Source organism: Aeromonas sp. 600724 (genome assembly GCF_049175135.1).
In the GTDB taxonomy this organism is placed as follows: Bacteria; Pseudomonadota; Gammaproteobacteria; order Enterobacterales; family Aeromonadaceae; genus Aeromonas; species Aeromonas veronii_A.
The window spans coordinates 114,408-139,046 of the sequence record NZ_JAAKUM010000006.1 but is presented as its reverse complement, the minus strand read 5'-3'; the positions used below and the strand labels follow the sequence as shown (position 1 = coordinate 139,046).

22 protein-coding genes are annotated in these 24,639 nt (G+C 59.8%); 9 read left to right on the top strand and 13 right to left on the bottom strand.

Translation table 11 applies throughout. The annotated features are described in order from the left end of the window. Positions 1-3: 3 nt before the first annotated feature. The 4 genes from rarD to G5168_RS07690 all read right to left on the bottom strand — a co-directional run bounded on the left by rarD (position 4) and on the right by G5168_RS07690 (position 3,506). Positions 4-927, bottom strand: a complete 924-nt coding sequence (rarD, locus tag G5168_RS07705) for an EamA family transporter RarD (RefSeq protein WP_216952315.1) — start codon at positions 925-927, stop codon at positions 4-6. A gap of 118 nt (positions 928-1,045) precedes the next feature. Beyond that, on the bottom strand, positions 1,046-1,216 hold the full coding sequence (locus G5168_RS07700; RefSeq protein WP_005341999.1) for a hypothetical protein: 171 nt from the start codon (positions 1,214-1,216) through the stop codon (positions 1,046-1,048). A 125-nt stretch (positions 1,217-1,341) separates the two neighbouring features. Next, positions 1,342-2,838 (bottom strand): aldehyde dehydrogenase, encoded by a 1,497-nt coding sequence (locus tag G5168_RS07695; RefSeq protein ID WP_421252046.1) that lies wholly within the window; start codon positions 2,836-2,838, stop codon positions 1,342-1,344. 125 nt (positions 2,839-2,963) lie between these two features. Further along, positions 2,964-3,506, bottom strand: a complete 543-nt coding sequence (locus tag G5168_RS07690; RefSeq protein ID WP_042012327.1) for a cupin domain-containing protein — start codon at positions 3,504-3,506, stop codon at positions 2,964-2,966. Positions 3,507-3,692: 186 nt separating this feature from the next. Here G5168_RS07690 and G5168_RS07685 point away from each other — a divergent pair, with 186 nt between their 5' ends. The 6 genes from G5168_RS07685 to G5168_RS07660 all read left to right on the top strand — a co-directional run bounded on the left by G5168_RS07685 (position 3,693) and on the right by G5168_RS07660 (position 10,312). Further along, entirely contained in the window at positions 3,693-5,024 is a 1,332-nt protein-coding gene (locus G5168_RS07685; RefSeq protein WP_216952313.1) for an aspartate aminotransferase family protein, read from the top strand. An 81-nt stretch (positions 5,025-5,105) separates the two neighbouring features. Further along, on the top strand, positions 5,106-6,602 hold the full coding sequence (locus G5168_RS07680) for a CoA-acylating methylmalonate-semialdehyde dehydrogenase (protein WP_421252045.1): 1,497 nt from the start codon (positions 5,106-5,108) through the stop codon (positions 6,600-6,602). 83 nt (positions 6,603-6,685) lie between these two features. After that, positions 6,686-7,414 carry a glutamine amidotransferase-related protein gene (locus G5168_RS07675; protein WP_005341988.1) on the top strand — a complete coding sequence of 243 codons (729 nt, stop codon included), beginning with the start codon at positions 6,686-6,688 and terminating at the stop codon, positions 7,412-7,414. 183 nt (positions 7,415-7,597) lie between these two features. Then, positions 7,598-8,569 (top strand): LysR substrate-binding domain-containing protein, encoded by a 972-nt coding sequence (locus G5168_RS07670; protein WP_058052042.1) that lies wholly within the window; start codon positions 7,598-7,600, stop codon positions 8,567-8,569. A gap of 106 nt (positions 8,570-8,675) precedes the next feature. Next, positions 8,676-9,515, top strand: a complete 840-nt coding sequence (locus G5168_RS07665; protein ID WP_279486379.1) for a PfkB family carbohydrate kinase — start codon at positions 8,676-8,678, stop codon at positions 9,513-9,515. A 344-nt stretch (positions 9,516-9,859) separates the two neighbouring features. After that, positions 9,860-10,312, top strand: a complete 453-nt coding sequence (locus G5168_RS07660) for an Rrf2 family transcriptional regulator (protein ID WP_033114760.1) — start codon at positions 9,860-9,862, stop codon at positions 10,310-10,312. Between the two features lie 53 nt (positions 10,313-10,365). On the opposite strand, the gene G5168_RS07655 is transcribed toward G5168_RS07660, so the two are convergent. Further along, a complete protein-coding gene (locus G5168_RS07655; protein WP_033114761.1) occupies positions 10,366-10,887 on the bottom strand; it encodes a ferredoxin-type protein NapF in 522 nt (173 codons plus the stop codon). Positions 10,888-11,028: 141 nt separating this feature from the next. Between G5168_RS07655 and G5168_RS07650 the strand changes: the two genes are divergently transcribed. Beyond that, positions 11,029-11,244 (top strand): hypothetical protein, encoded by a 216-nt coding sequence (locus G5168_RS07650; RefSeq protein ID WP_071913737.1) that lies wholly within the window; start codon positions 11,029-11,031, stop codon positions 11,242-11,244. Continuing rightward, on the top strand, positions 11,241-12,581 hold the full coding sequence (gene rmuC / locus G5168_RS07645) for a DNA recombination protein RmuC (protein ID WP_421231120.1): 1,341 nt from the start codon (positions 11,241-11,243) through the stop codon (positions 12,579-12,581). The genes G5168_RS07650 and rmuC overlap by 4 nt, the downstream gene beginning before the upstream one ends. A 95-nt stretch (positions 12,582-12,676) precedes the next feature. Here rmuC and G5168_RS07640 read toward each other — a convergent pair whose 3' ends face one another. The 6 genes from G5168_RS07640 to glnA all read right to left on the bottom strand — a co-directional run bounded on the left by G5168_RS07640 (position 12,677) and on the right by glnA (position 19,313). Further along, complete coding sequence (locus tag G5168_RS07640; protein WP_421231119.1) at positions 12,677-13,342, bottom strand: class I SAM-dependent methyltransferase; 666 nt, start codon at positions 13,340-13,342, stop codon at positions 12,677-12,679. A gap of 157 nt (positions 13,343-13,499) precedes the next feature. Further along, positions 13,500-14,501: an adenosine deaminase gene (gene add / locus G5168_RS07635; protein ID WP_421231118.1), complete on the bottom strand. Its 1,002-nt coding sequence runs from the start codon at positions 14,499-14,501 to the stop codon at positions 13,500-13,502. 141 nt (positions 14,502-14,642) lie between these two features. Continuing rightward, entirely contained in the window at positions 14,643-16,061 is a 1,419-nt protein-coding gene (glnG, locus tag G5168_RS07630) for a nitrogen regulation protein NR(I) (protein WP_227341761.1), read from the bottom strand. Positions 16,062-16,070: 9 nt separating this feature from the next. Continuing rightward, the gene (glnL, locus tag G5168_RS07625; RefSeq protein ID WP_005356202.1) at positions 16,071-17,126 is read right to left on the bottom strand and encodes a nitrogen regulation protein NR(II); all 1,056 of its coding nucleotides are present in this window, start codon (positions 17,124-17,126) and stop codon (positions 16,071-16,073) included. Between the two features lie 86 nt (positions 17,127-17,212). Continuing rightward, positions 17,213-17,788, bottom strand: a complete 576-nt coding sequence (locus G5168_RS07620) for a DUF4124 domain-containing protein (protein WP_421252044.1) — start codon at positions 17,786-17,788, stop codon at positions 17,213-17,215. A gap of 115 nt (positions 17,789-17,903) precedes the next feature. Beyond that, positions 17,904-19,313, bottom strand: coding sequence for a glutamate--ammonia ligase (glnA, locus tag G5168_RS07615; protein ID WP_005339672.1), 1,410 nt, complete (start codon positions 19,311-19,313; stop codon positions 17,904-17,906). A 351-nt stretch (positions 19,314-19,664) separates the two neighbouring features. Here glnA and typA point away from each other — a divergent pair, with 351 nt between their 5' ends. Next, complete coding sequence (gene typA, locus G5168_RS07610) at positions 19,665-21,476, top strand: translational GTPase TypA (protein ID WP_106844305.1); 1,812 nt, start codon at positions 19,665-19,667, stop codon at positions 21,474-21,476. 239 nt (positions 21,477-21,715) lie between these two features. On the opposite strand, the gene G5168_RS07605 is transcribed toward typA, so the two are convergent. Together G5168_RS07605 and trkA are read right to left on the bottom strand one after the other, a co-directional pair. Then, positions 21,716-23,158 carry a TrkH family potassium uptake protein gene (locus G5168_RS07605; protein WP_421172639.1) on the bottom strand — a complete coding sequence of 481 codons (1,443 nt, stop codon included), beginning with the start codon at positions 23,156-23,158 and terminating at the stop codon, positions 21,716-21,718. Positions 23,159-23,254: 96 nt separating this feature from the next. Further along, positions 23,255-24,631: a Trk system potassium transporter TrkA gene (gene trkA / locus G5168_RS07600; RefSeq protein WP_005339689.1), complete on the bottom strand. Its 1,377-nt coding sequence runs from the start codon at positions 24,629-24,631 to the stop codon at positions 23,255-23,257. Positions 24,632-24,639 lie beyond the last annotated feature (8 nt).

The following is a 24,639-nucleotide window of genomic DNA, read 5'->3' as shown; positions in this document are numbered from 1 at the left end:
TAGCTACTGATTTGATTTTGAAGGCTTTATATTGCTCGTTGCAGCAGGACGCTTGCCGTTGCGCAGCCCATCCAGCGTGAAGATCAGCAGCGCGCTCCAGATACAGGCGAAAGTAAGAGCCTTGTCCATTGCCAGCTCCTCGCCGTAGAGAGTGACAGCGAGGATGAACATCAGGCTGGGGCCTATGTACTGGAAGAAGCCCAGGGTGGAGAGCTTGAGCCGTGTCGCGGCGGCGGTGAAGCAGAGCAGAGGGGCTGTGGTGACGGCGCCAGCAGCGATCAGCAGCAGGTTGAGGTGCCAGTCGTTCTGGGTGAGATGGCTGGTGGGGCTGTCGGCAATGCCCCACAGATAGATTGCTGCCGGTGGCAGCATGATCATGGTTTCGATCAGCAGACCGGTAAGTGCATCGAGGGCCAGTTTTTTGCGCACCAGGCCATAGATGGCGAAGCTCGATGCCAACACCAGTGCAATCCAGGGCAGGGAGCCAAAGGCGATAAGCTGGATCGTCACCCCGGCAAAGGCCAGCGCCACCGCCCACCACTGCAGGCGGCGCAGTTTCTCGCTCAGAAACACCATCCCCAGCAGCACGTTGAACAGCGGGTTGATGTAGTAGCCGAGGCTGGCATCCAGCATGTGGCCGTTGTTGATGGCCCAGATAAACAGCAGCCAGTTGCCGCCAACGGTGACCGAGGTAAACGCCAGGGTGAGCAGCACTTTTGGCTGACGCAGCACTGCCTGCACCTTGTGCCACTGGCGGCCAGCCAGGGTGAGCACCATCAGCAGCACGCAGGACCAGATCATCCTGTGGGTCAGAATTTCAGCGGCCGGGACGGCAGAGATGGTCTTGAAATAGATGGGGGCTATGCCCCAAAGGGTATAGGCGCACAGGGCGTAGATGACGCCCTGGCGCTGGATCTGTTGCGGCATGCGGATGACCTTTACTGATGCGTTGGATGCGGGAAAACATCGCAAAAAATCAGTGTAGCGATCCTTTATCGAGGAAAGAAGCGAATAAACGAAGTTTGAGAATACGGTTGGAAGCTGGTCAGCCTTTGCCGCGACGGATCTTGTCGACGTCCATCAACAGCCACAACATCAGGGCGATGGCGGAGATCCAGGGGCCCCAGGTCACGTAGGCCTCGCCGTGCCCCAGCACGAAAAACAGCAGGGGCAACCCGATCACCAGAAAAAGTACGCTTCCCAGAAAAAATAGCATTTTTGTCTTTATATTTAATGGTTTGCTTATTTGATGATTATATCGATTGTGCCGCCTGATGGAAGACCAAAATGCAAAAGGGGGGATTTCTCCCCCATTGCTGATGATGATGGCTATTTATACCTTTATTCGAGCTGGATCCAGGTACTTTTCAGCTCGGTGTACTTCTCCAGCGCGTGCAGCGACTTGTCACGACCGTTACCAGACTGCTTGAAGCCACCAAACGGCATGGTCATGTCGCCGCCATCCCAGTTGTTGACGAATACGGTGCCAGCACGCAGGGCGCGGGAACCCTTCACCGCCTTGTTGAGATCCGCGGTCCAGATCGCTGCTGCCAGCCCGTAGTCGGTGTCGTTGCCCAGTGCAATGGCCTCTTCGAGCGTGTCGAAACCGGTCACTGCCAGCACAGGGCCGAAAATCTCCTCGCGGAAGATCCGCATCTTTGGTGTCACCTCGTCGAAGATGGTGGGCTCGATATAGAAGCCGCCGCTCTCAAGATTGGTGCGTTTGCCTCCCAGCAGTAGCTTGGCTCCCTCCTGCTTGCCAATCTCGACATAGCGCAGCACCTGCTCCATCTGGATGTGATCCACAATGGCGCCGATGCGGGTCGCAGGGTCGAGCGGGTTGGCCGAGATCCACTCGCGGGCATGGGCCAGCAGTCGCTCCATAAATTGCGGCTTGATGCTGTTTTGCACCAGCAGGCGAGAGGCGGCGGTACACACCTCGCCCTGGTTGTAGAAGATGGCGCCAGCGGCGCTCTTGGCCGCGGCATCCAGGTCCAGCGCATCCGCCAGTATGATGTTGGGGCTCTTGCCGCCGCACTCCATAAAGGCGCGCTTGAGGTTGGACTTGCCGGAACACTCCACCAGGTGCTTGCCGATTTTGGTGGATCCGGTGAAGGTGATGCAATCCACATCCATGTGCATGGCCAGCGCCTCGCCCACGGTATGGCCAAAGCCCGGGAGTACGTTGAACACGCCGTCAGGAATGCCTGCCTCCTTGGCCAGACCTGCGATACGCAAGGCGGTCAGGGGGGACTTTTCGGAAGGTTTGAGAATGACCGAGTTGCCGGTAGCGAGCGCCGGCCCCAGCTTCCAGCAGGCCATCACCAGCGGGAAGTTCCACGGCACGATGGCGGCAACGACCCCGAGCGGTTCCCGGGTCACCAGCGCCAGGGCGGATTCCTCGACCGGCGCGACTTGATCGTAGATCTTGTCGATCGCTTCGGCGTTCCAGGCGATGCAGTTGGCGGCGGCAGGGGCATCGTAGCCCATGGCATCGCCGATGGGTTTGCCCATGTCCAGCGACTCCAGCAGTGCCAGCTCCACCTTGTTGAGACGCATCAGTTCGGCGAAGCGCTGCATGATCAGCTTGCGCTGTTTCGGCGGCAGGCCGCTCCAGCGCTTGTCGTTGAAGGCATCACGCGCGGCCTGTACCGCCAGCTCGGCATCGGCGGCATCGCAGGCTGCTACCTTGGTCAGCAGCTTGCCGTTGGCCGGGTTGATACAGTCGAAGGTGGCACCATTGACGGCATCCCGATAGCTACCGTTGATAAAGGCTTGTGAGGGCAGGGTCAGATGGGCGGCCTTGTGTTGCCACTGGGCCAGGGTCAGGTCACTCATGTTCACTCCTTGAACCGGCAAAAGTCATTGTCCGCGTATCAATATGCTAAACATCCTGCCACTTGTAAATCCATTTTGTAACAATTCATTAAACATTGGCGGCTGGCTGGCCCCTTATCACCCTGTTAGAAACTGGCGGGGGTATTGGCCGAAATCAATACGCACTCCTGCTCGCCCACATTGCGAAAACGGTGAGGAGTGCGGCTGTCGAAGTAGTAGCCGTCCCCCGGTGTCAGCAGGTAGATCTGCTCACCCACGGTCACTTCAACCTCGCCCTTGATGACGATGCCGCACTCTTCACCCTCGTGGCTCAGCATGTCGTCGCCAGTGTCGGCGCCCGGTGGCAGCACCTCCTGCAACATGCCGATGGCACGGTTGGCACGGCTGTGGCCCACCAGCCGGTAGCTAATGGGGTGAGTGCCGAGATCCGGCATATCGGCGGCGCGAAAGATCACTTCGGAGTCCATTTCGGTCTCGTCAGTAAAGAAGCTGGCCAGTGACATGGGGATCCCTTCCAGCACCTTGCGCAGGGAGGCAACTGACGGGCTCACCTGATTCTTTTCGATCTGGGAGATGAATCCGTTGGTCACGCCCGAGCGTTTGGCCAGCTCGCGCTGGGAGAGGGCCGCCTTGGTGCGAACCGCCTTGAGACGGTGACCGATATCCATCGATAGACACTCCTTGACTGTTTACTATTATTAAATTTGTGTTAAATATCTTATACCACCCTGTAGAGTCATCTAGCTAGGGGTGGCATCAGACAGGGCGATAATGAGCCCTTTTTTATGGATTCAGGTGTTTAATTTAATAGGCAATGGCCAATAGTTGCTAAACACCTTAAGGATGAGGTGACCATGAAACCGATCAGCGACATCAATACTCCCTCCGACATGTCCGCCTTCTGGATGCCGTTCACCGCCAACCAGCAGTTCAAGGCGGCGCCGCGCATCCTGAAGTCGGCGGAGGGGATGTATTATCACTCAGAGGATGGCCGCAAGATACTGGATGGCACTGCCGGACTCTGGTGTTGCAACGCGGGCCATGGTCGGCGCGAGATTGCCGAGGCGGTCTCCCAGCAGATTTCCCACCTCGATTTCGCCCCCACTTTCCAGATGGGCCACCCGTTGCCGTTCGAGCTGGCCAACCGGCTGGTGGAGATCGCTCCCCAGGGCTTTGGCCATGTCTTCTATACCAACTCCGGCTCAGAGTCGGTTGATACCGCGCTCAAAATCGCACTGGCCTGGCAGCGGGCTCGCGGTCAGGGCACCCGCACCCGGCTGATTGGTCGCGAGCGGGGTTATCACGGGGTTGGCTTTGGCGGCATCTCGGTGGGGGGCATTCCTGGCAATCGCAAGTGGTTTGGCTCCCTGCTGACCGGGGTGGATCATTTGCCCCATACCCTCAACATCGCCAAAAATGCCTTCACCAAAGGGTTGCCTGAGGAGGATGTGGCGCTGGCCGACGAGCTGGAGAAGATCGTTTTTCTGCACGATGCCAGCAACATAGCGGCGGTGATCGTCGAACCCATCGCCGGCAGTACCGGCGTGCTGATGCCGCCCAAAGGCTACCTCAAGCGGCTGCGGGAGATCTGCACCAAACACGGCATCCTGCTGATTTTTGACGAGGTGATCACCGGTTTCGGTCGCCTTGGCTCTCCCTTCGCCGCGCAGGAGTTCGATGTCATCCCCGACATGATCACCTGCGCCAAGGGGCTCACCAACGGCGCTATCCCCATGGGAGCTGTGCTGGTGCAAAAGCATATTTATGACGACATGATGGCGGCAGGTAAGGGGGCTATCGAGCTGTTCCACGGCTACACCTATTCCGGTCATCCGGTGGCTGCTGCTGCGGGTCTGGCGACCCTCGAGATCTATCGCAACGAGAACCTGCTTAGCCGCGCCGCGGATCTGGCGGGCTACTGGGAGGAGGCGGCCCATTCGCTGAAGGGCTGCAAGCATGTGAAGGATGTGCGCAACTACGGGCTGGTGGCCGGTATCGAACTTGAATCCATGCCGGATGCGCCGGGCAAGCGCGCCTATGAGGTGTTTGTCCGCTGCTTCGAGAAGGGGGCGCTGATCAGGGTGACCGGCGACATCATCGCCCTGTCGCCACCCCTCATCATCGAGCGCAGCCAGATCGATGATCTCTTCACCCTGCTGCAGGATGCCCTGCAGGCACAACCCTAACCCATTTGATGGCCCCGCGCTGGCGGGGCCTTGCGTTGTCTTGTTCAGCGCAATCACCACATCAATTATCACGGAGGATACATGACATACAGGGTCAGCAACTTCATCAACGGCCAGCCGCAGGAGAGTCGTAGCGAGCGCCAGGGCGCCATCTTCAACCCAGCCTGCGGCAAGCAGCAGGGGAGCGTCGGGCTTTCCAGCGCCGCCGAGTGTCAGGAGGCGATCGCCATCGCCGAGCGTGCCTTTGCCGACTGGTCGCAAACCCCGCCGCTGGTGCGGGCCCGGGTCTTTTTCCGCTTCAAAGAGTTGATGGAGCAGCACAGGGACGAGCTGGCCGAGCTCATCAGCCGCGAGCACGGCAAAGTCTTCTCCGATGCGCAGGGTGAGCTGACCCGCGGGCTGGAGGTAGTGGAGTTTGCCTGCGGCATTCCCCATCTGCTCAAGGGGGAGCACTCCCTCAACGTCGGCCGTGGGGTAGACAGCTACTCCATGATGCAGCCGGTGGGGGTTTGCGCCGGTATTACCCCGTTCAACTTCCCGGCCATGGTGCCGCTCTGGATGTTCCCGGTCGCCATCGCCTGCGGCAATACCTTTATTCTCAAACCCTCCGAGAAGGATCCCTCCCTCTCGTTGCGGATGGCCGAGCTGCTCAAGGAGGCCGGTCTGCCGGACGGCGTGCTCAACGTGGTGAACGGTGACAAGGAGGTGGTGGATGTGCTGCTGACCGACCCGCGAGTGGGTGCCGTGTCGTTTGTCGGTTCCACCCCCATCGCCCAGTACATCTATGCCACCGCCTCGGCCCACGGCAAACGGGTACAGGCGCTGGGCGGCGCCAAGAACCACATGGTGGTGATGTCGGATGCGGACCTCGATCAGGCGGTCTCCGCCCTGATGGGGGCTGCTTATGGGGCGGCGGGTGAGCGCTGCATGGCTATTTCGGTGGCCGTGGTGGTGGGGGACGAGACCGCTGATGCGTTGGTGGCCAAGCTGACGCCGCTGGTGGAAAAACTGCGGGTCGGCCCGGGGCTGGGCCAGAGCCCGGAGAACGAAATGGGGCCGCTCATCAGCAAGGAGCATCTGGCCAAGGTGCGCGGCTATGTGGATCAGGGGGTGGCCGAAGGGGCCACGCTGCGGGTCGATGGTCGCACGCTGAGCCACGACGAGGGTTACTTCATCGGTGGCTGCCTGTTTGACCAGGTGACGCCAGAGATGCGCATCTATCGCGAGGAGATCTTCGGCCCTGTGCTCTCCATCGTGCGGGTACCGGATTACGAGACGGCGCTGCGACTCATCAATGAACATGAGTACGGCAATGGCACCGCCATCTTTACCTGCGACGGCGACACCGCGCGGGACTTCACGGCGCGGGTGCAGGTCGGTATGGTAGGGGTGAACGTTCCCATTCCGGTGCCGATGGCGTTTCACAGCTTTGGCGGCTGGAAGCGCTCCATCTTCGGGCCGCTCAACATGCACGGGCCGGACGGGGTTCGCTTTTATACCCGGATGAAGACGGTGACGGCGCGCTGGCCCCAGAGCCTGCGCAGTGGTGCCGAGTTCTCCATGCCGACCATGAAGTGACGTGCTGGCACGTGCTCATGGCCTAACCTCTTGCCCCCGCCGGTCGATGATTGGCGGGGGCGAACTCTGTAAAGGAACAACAGATGCGATTGGGAATTCTCGATTGTGACCGGCTGGATCCCGATCTGGCGGATCGTTTTGGCCCCGTCTACTCCGAGATGTTTATCAGGGGGTTTCAGCCGCTGGCACCCGAGCTGGAGTTTCGGGTCTGGTCAGCCATCGATGGGGAGCTGCCGGAGGATCTGCACGAGTGCGATGCCTGGCTCATCACCGGCTCGCGCCACGATGCTTACAGCGATATCCCCTGGATTCAGGCACTGCGGGCATGGATCCGTCAGGCGCACGATGCCGACGTCAAGCTGGCCGGTGTCTGCTTCGGTCATCAGGTGATCGCCCAAGCGCTGGGCGGAGAGGTGGTGAAGTCCACCAAGGGATGGGGGCTGGGAGTGTCGGTGCATCCCATGCTGGCAGATGAGCCCTGGATGGCGCCAGCGCGGGATCAGATCCGCATTCTGGCCAGCCATCAGGATCAGGTGGCCCTGCTGCCGCCGGGGGCGACCCGGCTGGCGGGCAACGATTTTTGTCCCAACTTCATGTTTTTGCAGGGGGATCACATCGTCGCCATTCAGGGGCATCCGGAGTTCTCGGTGGAGTACAACCGGGCGCTGATCGAGCGGCGCCGTGGCCTGTTGCCCGACGAGCGCTACCAGAGCAGCCTCTCCTCGCTGGAGGGGGAGGTGGATTCGGCGACCATGATGCAGTGGCTGCTGCAGTTTCTGGGGATCCTGCCGCTGCGGGCTGGCGCGGCCTGAGCCCGGTTTGTCAGCCACCCCTTCGGATGCTAGATTTTGTAGCAAAATGAAGGATCAAGCGCTGCGATATCGGGATCGGATGGTACACTGGCCGCCCATGTGGCGGCCTGTTTGTCTGGCTTGATTGCCGTCCCGGCCTGAGCCAAACCTGTCTGAGCCAAACCAGTGTGAGAGTGTGACGCCTTGAAACTACAGCAATTGAAGTATTTGATCGCGATCCGGGACCACAACCTCAATGTGTCCGTGGCTTCCGATGCGCTCTTCACCAGTCAGCCGGGGGTCAGCAAACAGATTGGCCTGCTGGAGAGCGAGCTGGGAGTGCGGATCTTCGAGCGTCGTGGCAAGCATCTGCATCGCATCACCCCGGTGGGGGAGGAGATCATCAAGTGTGCAGAGGCGATGCTCAACATCGAGAGCAAGATTAAGGCGATCTCCCGCGAGTATCTGGATCCGACCGTGGGCACTCTCAACATCCACACTACCCACACCATCGCCCGCTATCTGCTACCCAAGTCGGTTACCTACTTCACCAAGAAGTACCCCAAGATCTCGTTCCACCTCCATCCGGTGATGTCGGCGAGCAAGGAGCAGATCAGCAAGGGTTACTCCGATTTTTCCATCGTTGCCCACGAGATTGGCTTCGACAAGGAGCTGATCGCGCTGCCCGCCTACCTCTGGACCCTTTCGCTGGTGGTGCCGCAGGATCACCCGCTGGCCAAGGTGAAGAAGCCGACGCTGGAGCAGCTCTGCCACTACCCGATCCTCAGTTACGAGAGCGGTGCCACCGGTCGTCAGGTGCAGGACGAGGTGTTTCAGGCGGCGGGGCTGACCCCGAGTTACTACATGACGGTAATGGATGCCGGTGTGATCAAGCGCTATGTGGAGCTGGGCTTTGGCATCGGCATCATCTCCTCGCTGGTGGCCAACGACACCGACAGCCCCGGACTGGTCTCCATCAATCTGGAGCACCTGTTCAAGCCATGCCCGGCCCAGATCTGCTTCAGCAAGAGCATTCTGCTGCAGAACTACATGTATGACTTCATCAGCTCCTTCTCGCCCCACCTCACCAAGGAGGTGATCCAGAGCGTGATGCAGCAGCCGACCCAGGCGCGCATCGACGAACTGCTGGCCGGGGTGGAGCTGCCCATCTATTGATCCCGATCGGATTCCCGATCGCTGCCGGTTGTCTCTTCTGTCAGGCTGGGCTCTACTCTGGGTTCAGCCTGTCTCTTTTGGGCTATCTCCATCGTCCGAGGTCTCTATGTCCCGCATTCTGCTGCTTGCCAATCTCAACTGTGATCATGTGCTCTCCCTCTCCGAACCGCTGGTGGCGGGGGCCCGGCTGCAATATGTGGATCAGGGGCGCAGGCTGGGAGGCGGCGCAGCCAACACCGGCATCGGGCTGGTGTGGGCGGGTCACGAGGTGACTATCGCTTCCCGTATCGGGCTGGACGAGACCGGTGACTGGCTGCTGGAGCAGGCGGCCGGTTACGGGCTGGATTGCAGCCATGTGGAGCGCTTTGGTGGCGAGACCGGTGAGCTGCTGATCCTGGTGGACTCCACCGGTGAACGCACCATACTGCGCCGGCCGCGGCGTCCCGACCTGCCCGGCGATCTGCCGCTGGATGGGGTGGATTGCCTCTATGTGAACTATCCCGGCACCGCCATCATCAGCTACATGCGCCAGATGCTCGGCAAGAGCTTCGTGGTGGCCCAGTATCCCAAGGGCGGCCAAGCGCGCCGTCCCTGCCATGTGCTGGTGGCCTCCCGCTCCGATCTCGGCGAGGTGAGCGACCCTTGGCAGCATGCCCGCCAGCTGGCGGGGGAGCAGCTCGAATGGCTGGTGTTGACTGAGGGCAAAGCGGGGGCGCTCGCCATCCATGGTGACGAGCAGATCCGAGTCGCCGCCCGGCCCGTCTCGGTGGTCGATACTACGGGGGCTGGGGATGCTTTCGCCGGCGGATTGATCCATGGTCTGGCGAGGGGCATGGCGATCAAGGATGCGCTACAGTGCGCGGTGGACTGGGGGGCGTTTGCCGTCGCCTCCGAGAGCTCCATCCCCTCGGTCGCACTGAAAAATTGGCTGAAACAACCCCACTGAACCACCTCTTTGACGGTCGATTGAGGGTCGGTTTGCGGGCCATATGGCTGCTGGTCGAAGGGGCTTGGCGAGGGGGACTATTCGGGAGATTTACCCGCCATAAAGCGGGCAAACGCCGGGCTAACCCAGCAAGTTTGCGATCAATCAAAGAAAGTGTCGATTTATGTGCATCTTCATCGACACCCGGTTGTGCTGCTCTTAACCTGTCACTCCGCAACTCAGATTAAGAGACAGGCCCCCTCTGGCGAACCAATTGGCAAACAGAGGCAAACCGGTTGTCTCCTGCCTCTTAGCTCAATGTTGTCGTCCTGATTCCTGGCTTGTAGTAAGAGGCAAGTGCGACCATGCAACTGACACGATTTACCGACTACGCCCTGCGTACCCTGACCTTCCTGGCGGTTCAGCCGGGGGATCGCCTGTCGACCATTACCGAAGTGGCCGATACCTTCGGCATCTCTCGCAACCACGTGGTCAAGATAGTGCACCAGCTCGGCATCAAGGGGTATATCGAGACGGTGCGTGGCAAGCATGGCGGTATCCGCCTCGGTCGCTCCGCGGTCTCCATCAACCTGCGCGATGTGGTGATGGACATGGAGCACGTGCTCTGTCCGGTCGACTGCAAGCGCGAGAACTGCCGTCTCTCCGGTGGCTGCCGCATTCAGGGCATTCTGCGCCGCGCCATGAACGCCTTCCTCGAAGTGCTGGGTGAGTACACCCTGGCCGATGCGGTGCGCGATCCGAACCGTCTCTGCCATCTGCTGGGCATTGAGCAGGAGTCCATTCTGGCAATGGCCTGATGGGCAGGAAGCAAGAACAGATAGGAAAGGGGCCTGATGGCCCCTTTTGTTTGTCAGCGATTGCCCGGCTGGCGGATCAGGGTAATGGCGCCGTGCAGACAGGCGAGGCCGCAGGCACCGCAGCCATTGCAGGCATCCATGTTGACGTTGATGCCATCGGCAGTGGCCTTGATTGCCTGCTGGGGGCAAGCATCTTCACAGAGCAGGCAGTAGAAGCCCTGACGGGCCTGACAACTCTCTTCAATCTGGACCCGGGTCTGCACCTGACGGCCCAGTTGCAAGTCGAGCGCACCGGTCGGACAGGCTCTGGCGCAGCTGCCGCAATAGCTGCACTGGCCGCAGGCGAGATCGAGCACCGGGGTGCCGGCAATCGGGCTCCCCTCGTACTCCTCCTGGGTGGCCGGTTTGAGCAGGCCGCGCGGGCAGGCCTTGAAACACTCGCCACAGCGGGTGCAGAGGGTGAGGTACTGGGACTCCTCGATCGCCCACGGCGGGCGCGCTTCATGGCAAACCACTGCGGGTTTGCGCGAAGCTTGCCAACCTTGTGTCAGCCAACGGAGGAAATAATGAGTCATGCTCGCCCCTGATACCTATTAGGGGTTAATTTTATCGAAGTTTGCGAGGGCAGGCCAGAGAATAGCAGCCGTCAGGATCGCAAGGGCTGTTGCCCTTGTGTAAGCTAGGCGGGTCTCTTTTCCGTGGTTGAATGAAAACATATGTGGTTATTTCTCTGGCGTTCGTCCCTGCTCTATGTCTTTCCCCTGCTGATGTGGGGCTACTGTCGCATCAAGGGCATCGAGTTCGTCGAGCTCGATACCGGGGTTAACAGCCACAAGTGGGTGGTGCTCGCCGCCTACCTCATCTACGTGCTGCTCTGGCTGCTGGCCAACCGCTATCTCGAACTCTTCCTGCGTCAGCGGAGCCGCAAATGATTGACCCCGGACTCTGGGGGATCTTGCTGCCCGCCGCCGTGCTGGCCCTCGGGCTTGGCTGGCTGATCGGGCGGCGGGCAGCCACGGCGCAGGCTCAGGAGCTGCTGCTGGCACAGGAGCGTTATCAGGCGCTGCAGGAGCGTTTTGACGAGTTGCAGGATGAGCGTCAACAGGGGCAGCAGAAGCTGGATCAGCAGCAGACCCTGCTGATCAAACTCACCGCCCGTCTCAAGGATGCGGAAGCAACTTTGCGCAGCGAACGGCTGGCTGCCGCCGAGAAGCTGCAACTGCAACAGGAGGCGGAGCAGCGCCTCAGCCAGCAGTTCGAGAACCTTGCCAACCGAATCTTCGAGCAAAACTCCGGCAACTTCCGCGAATTGAACCAGAACAGCCTCGATCTGCTGCTCACTCCGCTGAAAGAGCAGCTGGAGGGCTTCCGCCGTCAGGTAGGGGAGACTCATGCACAGGAGACGGCCCAGCGCCACAGTCTCAAGTTCGAGCTGGAGCGCCTCGCCGAGCTCAATGCCCGCATGACCGAAGAGGCCGCGGCCCTGACCCGTGCCCTTAAGGGGGACAGCAAGCAGCAAGGCAACTGGGGTGAAGTGGTGCTGGCGCGGATCCTCAGCGAGTGCGGTCTGCGCGAGGGTCACGAGTACCACACCCAGGTCAATATCGAGGTGGAGAAGGGCAAGCGCTACCAGCCCGACGTGATCGTCCACCTGCCACAAGAGAAAGACATCATCATCGACGCCAAGGTGTCGCTGACCGCCTACGAGCGCTGGTACAACGCTGATGAAGAGCTGGAGAAGGCGGTGGCGCTCAAGGAGCACGTCGCCTCGGTGCGCAACCATATCCGCGAGCTGGGTCGCAAGGATTACCAGCAGTTGCCCGGGGTGCGTACTCTCGACTATGTGCTGATGTTCGTGGCGGTGGAGCCCGCCTTCCTCACCGCGATGGAGGCCGATCCCTCGCTGGTGCGTTACGGTCTCGACAACAATATCCTGCTGGTGAGCCCCACCAATCTCATGGTGGCGCTGCGCACCATCGAGAATCTGTGGCGCTACGAACGGCAGCACCAGAATGCCCGCCAGATCGCCGAGCGGGCCGGTCGCCTCTACGAAAAGCTGCGGCTGTTCGTCGAGGAGATGCAGCAGATGGGTGGCAGCCTGCACAAGGCGCAGGAGAGCTACGACAAGGCGATGGGACGGCTGGTCAACGGCCGTGGCAACCTGATTGCGCAGGTCGAGCGTTTCCGCGAGCTGGGGGTTGAGGTGACCAAGAGCCTGCCCGAGCCGCTGGTTGAGCGGGCGCTGGAGCGTGACAAGGAGCGGGAGTAGTTTTTCCCCTTACAGCTATCAGCAAAAGGCCCAAACCCGGTTTGGGCCTTTTGCTGATTTGGGCTCTTTTTTTAAGAAGAGAACGATAAGTAGGACTATTTCTTTAACACCGCCAGATAATTCCCATCAGTTTCCATATCGATTATTTCAGTAGAAAAATCATATTTAGCCGCCTCCCTGCTCAGCTGATCCTGAGCGATATCCAGCCAACTGATGGGCGCCTCGGTTTCTCCTTTATAGGTAAAAGAGAGCTCTCGTATAACGGTCTGGTTAGTACTCCCGTTCGTTGAGTTCAAAATGATTTGACCTTTCGGCGAAATATATTGATGAGCAAGTTCGAAAAATTTCCCCAACATTTCAATGTTGCCCACGGCTCCGATACTGCGACCGAGTAGCAACCAGGTATCAAACGGGGCGTCAAAACTAGCCGAAAAGATATCGGCATTGATGACTCTGCTGACGCCTCTGGCTTGCATCACCTCACAGGCCAATGGCGAGATATCGAGGGCGGTCACATCAAAAAGCTGCTGTTGCAAAAAGAGCGAGTGTTCACCCGTTCCAGCTCCTATATCCAGCGTCTTTCCCCTGCACAAAGATAACGCCCGGCGATCAATCTGGTAGTAGTCGGCTGGTCGAAAAAAGATAGCGAGCGGGAGACAATATGGTTCTTGCCCGCTGATATTGATCTGCAAGGTTTCATCACCCCTGTTCTGATAGTGCTCTTTCAGCGCCTTGCCAAATAGATCCAGACTTTTCAACATGACCAGCTCCCCATAATGCTGTAATCGGCAGGAATATTTTCATGTATACGATATGACATCTGTTAATCGAACCGCGGGCTTGAAGTTGCGGGATCTCCGCCACAAATAAAAACGGCCCACCGAAGTGGGCCGTTTCTATTTGCAGTGCCGGTGTGGATCAGCGGCTGGCTGCGCGGGCGCTCAGTTCGGCTTTCTCGCTATCGCTCAGGAAGGCCAGGGTCAGGCCGTTCTGCTGGGCAGTGCGGATTTCGCTGGCGGTCATGCCAGCGGCCGGAGCGGCCACCTCATATTCGTGGGGCAGGTCGATGCCCTCTACTGCCGGGTCGTCGGTGTTGAGGCAGGCCAGTACACCGGCAGCCAGGAATTGGCGGATCGGGTGCTCGGTCAGGCTCGCTACCGTGGTGGTCTGGACGTTGGAGGTGAGGCAGGACTCGATGCCGATGCGGTGCTCGGCCAGATAGGCCATCAGGGCCGGGTCCTGAATCGCTTTGACGCCGTGGCCGATACGCTCGGCGCCCAGCTCGCGAATGGCCTGCCACATGCTCTCGGGGCCAGCGGCTTCACCGGCGTGTACGGTGACGCGCATGCCTGCATCGCGCACCTTGCGGAAGTGGTCGACAAAGAGTTCGCCCGGGAAACCCAGTTCGTCACCGGCCAGATCGATGGCGACCAGCTTGTCGCGGTGAGCCAAGCAGGCGGCCAGCTCCTGATTGCACTGCTCGGTACCGAAGGTGCGGCTCATGATGCCGATCAGGTTGGTCTTGATACCGAAATCGCGGCTGCCAGCGGCCACGCCGTCGATGATGGCTTCCACCACGCCCTGCGGGTGCAGCTTGTGGGCCATCGCCATATAGGCCGGGCTGAAGCGCAGTTCGGCATAGTCGATACCGGCGCGCAGCAGATCTTCCACGTTCTCGTAGGCGACCCGGCGGCAGGCGTCATAGTCAGCCAGCACGGCCACACCCCAGTCCAGTTTCTTCAGGAAGGTAACCAGACTCGGCTCGTTTTCGATGATCTGTACGTGGGGGCGCAGCGCTTCCAGCTCGAATGCGGGCAGCTGGATATTGTGTTGGCGACCCAGCTCGAGGATGGTTTGCGGGCGGATGTTGCCGTCCAGATGGCGGTGCAGGTCGGTCAGGGGGAGAGATCTGTCAATCATGGGGGCGCCCTCGTCGAGTCAGGTTTGAAAGCCTGCCATTCTAGGCGGGGCTTTCAAAAAAGATACCCCGTTTATGGTTAAACGGGGCTCTGGCAGGCGGTGATTTGTCAGGGCGTGATGGGAATCGTTTTTTCCCGGGACTCAGGAGAGATCGAGTTCCTTCAGCTTGCGGGTGAGGGTGTTGCGACCCCAGCCAAGCAGGCGCGCCGCCTCCTGCTTGTGGCCGTGGGTGTGTTCCAGTGCCGTCTCCAGCATGATCCGCTCGAACTGAGGCATGGCATCGGCCAGGATGTCTGTCTCTCCCAGCGCCAGCTTGCTGGCCACCCACTCTTGCAACTGTTGCTGCCAGCAACCGGGCAGCGCCGGTTGGCCCGGTTCGGCGTTGTGGGTGATGGGGGTGAGCAGCTCGGCAGGCAGGTCGCCGACCAGCACTTCTTGCCCCGAGGCCATCACGGTAAGCCAGCGGCAGACGTTCTCCAGCTGGCGCACGTTGCCCGGCCAGGGCAGGCGGCTGATATAGGCCTGGGTATCGGGGTGCAGGCTCTTGGCCTCGACGTTCAGCTCCTTGGCGGCGCGCAGCAGGAAGTGGCGGGCCAGCTGGGGGATATCCTCACGGCGCTCCTTGAGGGCGGGGATGTGGATGCGGATGACGTTGAGGCGGTGGAACAGATCCTCGCGAAACTCGCCATCGGCGACCCGCTTCTCCAGATTTTGGTGGGTGGCGGCGATGATCCGTACATCCACCTGCACCGGCTGGTGGCCACCGACCCGGTAGAACTGGCCGTCGGCCAATACCCGCAGCAGCCGGGTCTGCACATCCATCGGCATGTCGCCGATCTCGTCGAGAAACAGGGTGCCGCCGTCGGCCTGCTCAAAGCGGCCGTGGCGGATGTTGTTGGCGCCGGTAAAGGCCCCCTTCTCGTGACCGAACAGTTCCGATTCGATGAGGTCTTTCGGAATGGCAGCCATGTTGAGGGCGATGAAGTTCTTGTGGGCGCGCGGGCTGTGCTTGTGCAGCGCATGGGCGACCAGCTCCTTGCCGGTACCGCTTTGGCCGTTGATCAGCACCGAGATGCTGGAGCGAGACAGGCGGCCGATTGCGCGGAACACCTCCTGCATCGCCGGTGCCTCACCGATGATTTCGGGAGTGGCGGTGGCTTCTTGCTGGCGAGACTTGCGCTTGGTGCGCTGCTCCTTGAGGTGATTCTCGGCGCGCCGCACCAGGGTCACGGCTTCGTCGATGTCGAACGGCTTGGGCAGGTACTCGAAGGCGCCTCGCTGGTAGGCGTTGACCGCGCTGTCGAGATCCGAGTGGGCGGTCATGATGATGATGGGCAGATCGGCCTGACGGCGGTGGATCTGCTCAAGCAGGCTCAGGCCGTCGATGCCCGGCATCCGGATATCGGAGAGGATCACATCGGGCGAGCGCAGCTCAAGGGCGTGCAGCAGGGCTTCGCCATCGGCAAAGCTCTCGCAGTTGAAGCCTTCGCTGCCGAGAGTGCGCTCCAGCACCCAGCGGATAGAACTGTCGTCATCGACGATCCACACTTTGGCGGTCATGGGGTTCCCTTACTTGCGAAGCGGTAGAAAAATGGTGAATTCGGTGTGACCCGGCCAGCTGATGCAGTCGATCCGCCCCTTGTGCTGGTCGATCAGGTTCTGGGCGATGGAGAGGCCGAGCCCGGTTCCCCCCTCCTTGCCGGTGATCATCGGGTAGAACAGGGTGTCGCGAATGGCATCGGGAATGCCGGGGCCGTTGTCGATGATCTTGATCTCCGCCGCCAGCCGGTAACGCTGGCCGTGGATGGTGATCTGGAACGCGGTGCGGGTCTTGATGCGGATAAGCCCGGTCTGATCCCCCAGTGCTTCGGCGGCGTTGCGCACTATGTTGAGAAACGCCTGCTGCAGCTGATCCGGCTCCATCTCGAATTCGGGGATGCTGGGATCGTAATCCCGCTCGATGCGAACAGAGGGAGGGAGTTCGAGCTCCACCAGTCGGCGTACCTGCTCCAGCACCGAATGGACATTGTGCATCTGGTGACGGCCGGGGCGCTGGGGGCCGAGCAGCCGATCGACCAGTACCCGCAGCCTGTCAGCCTGTTCGATGATGATGCCGGTATATTCGCGCAGGGCCGGATCCGGCAGCTCTTTTTGCAGCAGCTGGGCCGCGCCACGCAGGCCGCCGAGGGGATTCTTGATTTCGTGTGCCAGGCCGCGCACCAGCTCCTTGGCCGCCAGCTGCTGGGCATGTTGCTGCTGCTCCTGACTGATCTTCTTCTGCTGGTCGATCTTGCGCAGCTCCACTACCAGCAGACGCTGTTCGTGGTCGGCCATCGGGGTGGCGCTCAGCTCCACCAGTCGCGGTTCTCCCTCTACCACCAGAGTCACTTCGCTGTCGGTAAAGCCTTGCCCTGACACGAGGCACTGCTTGAGCCGCTGCAAATCGAGGGAGATATGTTCCAGCAGATGGGGCAGTTCGATGCCGATCAGCCTGCGTTCACTGAGGGAGAGCAGCTGTTCAGCCGCCGGGTTGACGAACTGGATGCAGAGCCGCTCATCCATCAGGATCACGGCGGTCAGCAAATTATCCAAGAGTGTTTTGGCGTTGTCCGAGCGGGTTGGCACAGGTTTCTCCCTAAAACGGTGCTACACACCTGTTATGCACCGATATGGTGCATAGAGTTTACCCGCATCGGTGCGCTATATCACCCCTAGTCGGCTTTGGGGGTGGGTTTGGGAGCCGGAGTCACGGTCGCTCTATGCAGGTAAAAGGTGACTGGTGTAGATTTAGCAAGGATCGTACCGTCTTTGGCGAGCAGTTCTAGCTGAGCTTCGTGGGCACCGCGATCGACATTTTCGACCCGGATAGAGAGGCTGTTGCTGACGATGGGGGCAGCCTTGCCATCTAGGGTCAGGCGCACATCATACTGGGTTGGCGGTTTGGGGCTGATTTGACCCTGAAAGACGATATTGCCTGTGTTGTCGCGCAGGGTGCTGCCCTGTTCAGGGGAGAGCAGCTCGATCACCAGTTTGGCCGCCTCCTGCTCCTTCTTGGCATCGGCGCCAGTCAGGCTGTTGAAGTTGTCTACCTGTACCGAGCTGGGGGCGCTACCCAGCAGGGGAGCAGCCCGCAGATCCACCTCCTTTACGTTTTTGCCGGGAGGAGGGGCATCCGTGTAGTGGGTAATGCCATTGCCATCGACCCAAGAGTAGACCTTGGCCGCATGAGTACTGAATGAGGTCAGTAACAGGAGGGTAATTGCTCCTATGCCATGTATCTTGTTCATCCATCTCTCCTTGACGGTATCTTGCTTAATCCTATCAGAGAAAAAACCCGCCATCTGGCGGGTTTTGTCACGATTCGGCAAGCTGCCCCAATCTAAATGGGCTGTCTGCTGCGACTTAGACGGAGTAGTACAGTTCGAACTCCAGCGGGTGCGGAGTCATGCGCACACGGTCAACATCCTGCTGTTTCAGTTCCAGATAGGAGTTGATGAAGTCATCGCTGAACACGCCGCCACGGGTCAGGAACTCGCGGTCAGCATCCAGAGCAGCCAGTGCTTCGTCCAGAGAGCCGGCAACGGTCGGTACTTCTGCAGCCTCTTCCGGCGGCAGGTCGTACAAGTTCTTGTCCATGGCATCGCCCGGATGGATCTTGTTGATGATACCGTCCAGACCGGCCATCAGCTGGGCAGCGAAGGCCAGGTACGGGTTGGCAGCCGGATCCGGGAAGCGCACTTCGATACGACGAGCTTTCGGGCTCGGTACCACCGGGATACGGATGGAGGCAGAACGGTTGCGGGCAGAGTAGGCCAGCATGACAGGGGCTTCATAACCCGGAACCAGACGCTTGTAGGAGTTGGTGGTCGGGTTGGCGAAGGCGTTGATGGCCTTGGCGTGCTTGATGATACCGCCAATGTAGTGCAGCGCCATCTCGGACAGACCGCCATACAGGTCCCCGGCGAACAGGTTGACGCCGTTCTTGGCCAGAGACTGGTGGCAGTGCATGCCGGAGCCGTTGTCACCGAACATGGGTTTCGGCATGAAGGTGACGGTCTTGTTGTAGGCGTGGGCCACGTTGTGGATCACGTACTTCAGTACCTGTACTTCATCTGCTTTCAGCGTAAGAGTGTTGAAGCGGGTAGCGATTTCGTTCTGACCGGCAGTGGCCACTTCGTGGTGGTGAGCTTCAACGACCTGGCCCATCTCTTCCAGCACCAGACACATGGCGGCACGGATATCCTGGGAGGAGTCGACCGGTGCAACCGGGAAGTAACCGCCTTTCACGAACGGACGGTGACCCTTGTTGCCATGCTCATAGGCAGTGCCGGAGTTCCATGCGGCTTCTTCAGATTCGATTTTCACGAAGCTGTGGCCCATGGTGTTGGAGAAGGTGATGTTGTCGAACATGAAGAATTCCGGCTCCGGCCCGAACAGCACGGTGTCAGCGATGCCGCTGGACTTCAGGAAATCTTCTGCACGCTTGGCGATGGAGCGTGGATCGCGGTCGTAGCCCTGCATGGTGGCAGGCTCCAGTACGTCACAAACGATGTTCAGGGTGGTCTCTTCGGTGAACGGGTCCAGCTTGGCGGAGGCTGCGTCCGGCATCAGTACCATGTCGGATTCGTTGATGCCCTTCCAGCCGCCGATGGAGGAACCATCGAACATCTTGCCGTCTTCGAAGAAATCTTCATCAACCTGGTGAGCAGGGATGGATACATGCTGCTCTTTACCCTTGGTGTCGGTAAAGCGCAGATCAACAAACTTGACTTCGTGTTCCTGGATCAGGGCCAAAACGTTCTGGGCTGACATGCTAAGTAACCTCCGGTGTTAAAACTCTCTGGGTGAATGCGTCGTCGTATTCACATAAGCCAGTATCGTGCCAAGTTTGTGACAGCTTGATTTCAGGGCAATCTCACTGAAGAGGCTCCCCAAAATCAGGCGATCTCGACTCGCGTTGCATCAATTTAGTGCGATGGTGGATCGTTTTGGTGCACTGTAATGGTGCGCGAAATACGGTCACCGCCCATCTAAGCAGGGTTTGTCAGAGAGGTCTATGATCCAGATCTGTTGTTATGCGCGAATGTACTGCAATTCTGCTAGGCAGATCACAAAGGCAAGAGTACAATTAGCGCCCAATTTTACCCGGTGATTGAGGCGAGAATGTTAGAGAATTTACGCAATATTGCGATTATTGCGCACGTTGACCACGGCAAAACGACTCTGGTTGATAAGCTGCTGCAGCAGTCCGGCACCCTGGACCGCTCCACGGAAGGCCAGGAACGGATCATGGACTCCAATGATCTGGAACGGGAACGTGGCATCACCATTCTCGCCAAGAACACTGCGATCCGCTGGAATGACTACCGCATCAACATCGTTGATACCCCGGGTCACGCCGACTTCGGTGGTGAAGTAGAGCGCGTACTGTCCATGGTTGACTCCGTGCTGCTGCTGGTTGACGCCGTAGACGGCCCGATGCCGCAAACCCGTTTCGTGACCCAGAAAGCGTTCGCTCAGGGTCTGAAGCCGATCGTGGTCATCAACAAGGTTGACCGTCCGGGTGCTCGTCCTGACTGGGTAATGGATCAGGTATTCGACCTGTTCGACAACCTGGGCGCGACTGACGAACAGCTGGATTTCAAAGTTGTTTACGCCTCTGCACTGAACGGTTGGGCCACCATGGATCAGGACGTCGAGTCCGAAAACATGGAGCCGCTGTTCCAGGCCATCGTTGACAACGTTGAAGCGCCGAAGGCTGATGCCGAAGGTGGTTTCCAGATGCAGATCTCCCAGCTGGACTACAACTCCTACGTGGGCGTTATCGGTATCGGCCGCATCACTCGTGGTCGCGTCAAGACCAACCAGCAAGTCACCATCGTTGGTGCTGACGGCAAGACCCGTAATGGTAAAGTCGGTCAGGTGCTGGGTTACCTGGGTCTGTCCCGTACTGAAGTTGCCGACGCGCAAGCGGGTGACATCATCGCTATCACCGGTCTGGGCGAGCTGAAAATCTCCGACACCATCTGTGACAACGGTGCCGTTGAGGCCCTGCCGCCGCTCTCCGTTGACGAGCCGACCGTGAACATGACCTTCCAGGTCAACACTTCACCGTTCGCCGGTAAAGAGGGCAAGTTCGTGACCTCCCGCAACATTCTGGAGCGTCTGAACCAGGAGCTGGTCCACAACGTGGCCCTGCGCGTGGAAGAGACTGATGATCCGGACAAGTTCCGTGTATCCGGTCGTGGTGAACTGCACCTCTCCATCCTGATCGAAAACATGCGTCGCGAAGGTTACGAGCTGGCGGTATCCCGTCCGGAAGTAATCCTGCGTACCGTTGACGGCGAACTGCAAGAACCGTTCGAAACTGTAACTGTGGACGTTGAAGAAGCGCACCAGGGTTCCGTGATGGAGCAGCTGGGTCTGCGTAAAGGCGAAATGACCAACATGACCCCGGATGGCAAGGGTCGTGTCCGCCTGGACTTCATGATCCCGAGCCGTGGCCTGATCGGCTTCCAGACCGAGTTCATGACCATGACCTCCGGTACCGGTTTGCTCTACCACACCTTCGACCATTACGGTCCGCACAAGGGTGGCAGCATCGGCGAGCGTCAGAACGGCGTGCTGATCTCCAACGCAACCGGTAAGGCCCTGACCTACGCCCTGTTCGGTCTGCAAGACCGCGGTCGTCTGTTCATCGGTCACGCGACCGAAGTGTACGAAGGTCAGGTGATAGGTATCCACTCCCGTTCCAACGACCTGACTGTTAACTGCCTGAAAGGCAAACAGCTGACCAACATGCGTGCCTCCGGTACCGACGAAGCTCAGGTTCTGACTCCGCCGATCCGCATGACTCTGGAACAGGCTCTCGAGTTCATCGATAACGATGAACTGGTAGAAGTGACTCCGAAGAACATCCGTATCCGCAAGAAATTGCTGACCGAGCTGGATCGTAAGCGCTCTGGCCGTGGTTAATGCCATGTGCTGAGTCTCGGCAGCCCTCGCGGCCACTGACGGCTCACTGATAAACGGACCCAAACCTCTGGTTTGGGTCCGTTTTTTTATGCTTGTGATCCGCTCTGGCCATGCCGATGAGGTCGTTCAGGCCACCGGTAATGGGGTTGATGAGCGTTGAGGGAAAGTCGTGGGGATGGACGAGATAAAAAAGCCGCAGCGGGTGAACGCTGCGGCTTTTTGCTTGCTTACGGTGAGCGTTACTGGCGCCAGAAGGAGGGGAAGAAGAGCACGGCGACCGTCAGGATCTCCAGTCGTCCCAGCAGCATGCCGAATGACAGCAGCCATTTGGCCGATTCCGGCAGGCTGGCAAAGTTGGTGCTGGGGCCGACCACCGGGCCCATGCCCGGGCCGACGTTGGCAACGGCGGTGATGGAGCTGGATATGGCTGTCAGGGGGTCAAGCCCGATGGCGCCCAGCAGTGCGGCTATCATCAGAATGATGGCGAAGTAGGCCAGCACGAAGGAGATCATTGAGCGGATGATGGCGTCATTGACTGTCCGGCCGTTGTACTTCTGGGGAAATACGCCGGAAGGGTGCATCAGTTGGCGCATCTGCTTCTTGAACAGGGCAAAGGCCACCTGTACCCGGAAGATCTTGAGGCCGCCCGCAGTGGAGCCGGAGCAGGCCCCAAGAGCCAGCAGCACGATGAAGACGATGCTGGCGAGCGGCCCCCAGGTGCCGAAGTCACCAAGGCCGTAGCCGGTGGTGGTGAGCACCGAGACGATGTTGAAGCAGCTGATACGCAGGGCATCCCAGAAGCCGAACAGGTCTCTCTCCCACAGATAGAAGGTCATGATGACGGTGACCCAGACCACCAGCCAGAAGAAGCCTCGCACCTGGGCATCCTTGAACAGACTGTAATCCCTGTGGTTGAGGCTCTGCACATAGAGCAGGAAGGGCAGGCCGCCGAGGAACATGAACAGGGTGCCAATCCAGTGGGCCGAGTTGGAGAAGTGGGACATGGATTGATCGGAGGTGGAGTAGCCACCAGTACTGAGAGTGGTCATGGCGTGGTTGATCGCCTCGAACATGTTCATGCCGCTGGCCCAGTAGGCCATGAAGCAGAGCATGGAGAGCACCAGATAGACCACGACGATGTTGTTGGCGACTGTCTTGGCACGCGGGGCGCTTTTGTCCGACCAGTCCGAGCTCTCGGTCTGGAACAGCTTCATGCCGCCGACGTTGAGGTAGGGCAGCACGGCAACCGCCATCACGATAAAGCCAACCCCGCCCAGCCACTGCAGGATGGAACGCCACAACAGGATGCTGTGAGCCATGTTGTCGAGGCCGGAGAGCACGGTAGAGCCCGTGGTGGTCACCCCCGACATGGTCTCGAAGTAGGCGTCGGTGAAGTTGATGTGGGTGATGAAAACAAAAGGCAGGGCGCCGAAGGCGCAGGCTACCACCCAGACCGAGGTGGTGAGCAGGAACATCTCCCGCACCCCCAGATGAAACTCCGCCTTGCGACCATAGTGGAGGCAGAGCAGGGCGGCGCCGTGGGTGATCAGCACGGACTTGAGAAACTCGACAAATCCCTCTGACCCGGTGAGCAGTGCCAGCAAGGTGGGCAGCCACATGAAGAGCGCCAGCTTGGAGAGCACCAGCCCGAGGGTGAAGATAATGGGACGCAGCTTGATCATGTTCGATAACCTGGTCGTTGATTAACAAAAGACCCGGACCATCCCCTTGGGGGAGCTGAGCCGGGTCTGGTTTGACAGCCTGTGCGCATGAAGACGTTACAGGAAGAAGGGGCTTGGCTGGAATAGCCGCTCCACTTCCGGGATGTACTTCTTGTCCACCAGAAACATGACCACGTGGTCATCCTGCTGGATTTTGGTGCGATCGTGGGCGATCAGTACCTCATCCCCGCGCACTACGGCACCGATAGTGGTACCCGGCGGCAGCTTGAGCTCGCCCACCGTCTTGCCGACCACCTTGGAGGTGTTCTCGTCACCATGGGCAATCGCCTCGATCGCCTCGGCAGCGCCGCGGCGCAGGCTGTAGACGTTGGCGATATCGGCCCGACGCACGTGTGTCAGCAGGGCCGAGATGGTGGCCTGCTGGGGCGAGATGGCGATATCGATAGAGCCACCCTGCACCAGATCGACGTAGGCGCCGCGCTGGATCAGCACCATAGTCTTCTTGGCGCCCATCTTCTTGGCGAGCAGCGCTGACATGATGTTGGCCTCATCCTCATTGGTGACGGCGATGAAGACGTCGATCTGGTCGATGTGCTCCTCGGCCAGCAGCTCCTGATCCGCCGCATCGCCGCAGAAGACGATGGTGTTTTCCAGCAGTTCGGAGAGCTGCTCCGCCCGTTTCTGATTGCGCTCGATAAGCTTGACGCTGTAGCGCTTCTCCAGCTGGCGGGCGAGGCCGGCGCCGATGTTGCCACCACCGACGATCATGATGCGGCGGTAGGGGCTCTCGAGGCGCTGCAGCTCCGACATCACGGCACGGATATGGCCCGCGGCGGCGACGAAGAAGACCTCGTCATCCGCTTCGATGATGGTGGTGCCTTGCGGGCGGATCGGGCGGCCCTGACGGAAGATGGCCGCTACGCGAGTTTCGATATTGGGCATGTGCTCGCGCAGGGTGGAGAGGGCGTTGCCCACCAGCGGGCCACCGTAGTAGGCCTTGACTGCCACCAGACCGACGCGGCCACCGGCAAAATCAACCACTTGCAGGGCCCCCGGATATTCGATCAGGCGACGCACATAGTCGGTCACCAACTGCTCCGGCGCGATCAGGTGATCCACCGGCACCGATTCCGGCAGAAACAGGCGATCCCGCTCTGTCAGATAGGCGGGCGAACGGATCCGCGCCACCTTGTTCGGGGTGTTGAACAGGGAGTAGGCGACCTGACAGGCGATCATGTTGGTCTCGTCACTGTTGGTGACGGCGACCAGCATGTCGGCATCCTGAGCCCCCGCTTCGCGCAGCACCTTGGGGTGAGCGCCATGGCCGTTGACCACCCGCAGGTCAAACTTGTCCTGCAGTTCGCGCAGGCGCTCGCTGTCGGTATCGACGATGGTGATGTCGTTGTTCTCTCCGGCCAGGTTCTCGGCCAGAGTGCCGCCGACCTGGCCGGCTCCCAAAATGATGATTTTCATAGGGAACG

Coding starts and splice junctions, on each gene's coding strand:
- rarD (WP_216952315.1), bottom strand. CDS start 927: ATGCCGCAACAGATCCAGCGCCAGGGCGTCATCTACGCCCTGTGCGCC.
- G5168_RS07700 (WP_005341999.1), bottom strand. CDS start 1,216: ATGCTATTTTTTCTGGGAAGCGTACTTTTTCTGGTGATCGGGTTGCCC.
- G5168_RS07695 (WP_421252046.1), bottom strand. CDS start 2,838: ATGAGTGACCTGACCCTGGCCCAGTGGCAACACAAGGCCGCCCATCTG.
- G5168_RS07690 (WP_042012327.1), bottom strand. CDS start 3,506: ATGGATATCGGTCACCGTCTCAAGGCGGTTCGCACCAAGGCGGCCCTC.
- G5168_RS07685 (WP_216952313.1), top strand. CDS start 3,693: ATGAAACCGATCAGCGACATCAATACTCCCTCCGACATGTCCGCCTTC.
- G5168_RS07680 (WP_421252045.1), top strand. CDS start 5,106: ATGACATACAGGGTCAGCAACTTCATCAACGGCCAGCCGCAGGAGAGT.
- G5168_RS07675 (WP_005341988.1), top strand. CDS start 6,686: ATGCGATTGGGAATTCTCGATTGTGACCGGCTGGATCCCGATCTGGCG.
- G5168_RS07665 (WP_279486379.1), top strand. CDS start 8,676: ATGTCCCGCATTCTGCTGCTTGCCAATCTCAACTGTGATCATGTGCTC.
- G5168_RS07660 (WP_033114760.1), top strand. CDS start 9,860: ATGCAACTGACACGATTTACCGACTACGCCCTGCGTACCCTGACCTTC.
- G5168_RS07655 (WP_033114761.1), bottom strand. CDS start 10,887: ATGACTCATTATTTCCTCCGTTGGCTGACACAAGGTTGGCAAGCTTCG.
- G5168_RS07650 (WP_071913737.1), top strand. CDS start 11,029: ATGTGGTTATTTCTCTGGCGTTCGTCCCTGCTCTATGTCTTTCCCCTG.
- rmuC (WP_421231120.1), top strand. CDS start 11,241: ATGATTGACCCCGGACTCTGGGGGATCTTGCTGCCCGCCGCCGTGCTG.
- G5168_RS07640 (WP_421231119.1), bottom strand. CDS start 13,342: ATGTTGAAAAGTCTGGATCTATTTGGCAAGGCGCTGAAAGAGCACTAT.
- add (WP_421231118.1), bottom strand. CDS start 14,501: ATGATTGACAGATCTCTCCCCCTGACCGACCTGCACCGCCATCTGGAC.
- glnG (WP_227341761.1), bottom strand. CDS start 16,061: ATGACCGCCAAAGTGTGGATCGTCGATGACGACAGTTCTATCCGCTGG.
- G5168_RS07620 (WP_421252044.1), bottom strand. CDS start 17,788: ATGAACAAGATACATGGCATAGGAGCAATTACCCTCCTGTTACTGACC.
- glnA (WP_005339672.1), bottom strand. CDS start 19,313: ATGTCAGCCCAGAACGTTTTGGCCCTGATCCAGGAACACGAAGTCAAG.
- typA (WP_106844305.1), top strand. CDS start 19,665: ATGTTAGAGAATTTACGCAATATTGCGATTATTGCGCACGTTGACCAC.
- G5168_RS07605 (WP_421172639.1), bottom strand. CDS start 23,158: ATGATCAAGCTGCGTCCCATTATCTTCACCCTCGGGCTGGTGCTCTCC.
- trkA (WP_005339689.1), bottom strand. CDS start 24,631: ATGAAAATCATCATTTTGGGAGCCGGCCAGGTCGGCGGCACTCTGGCC.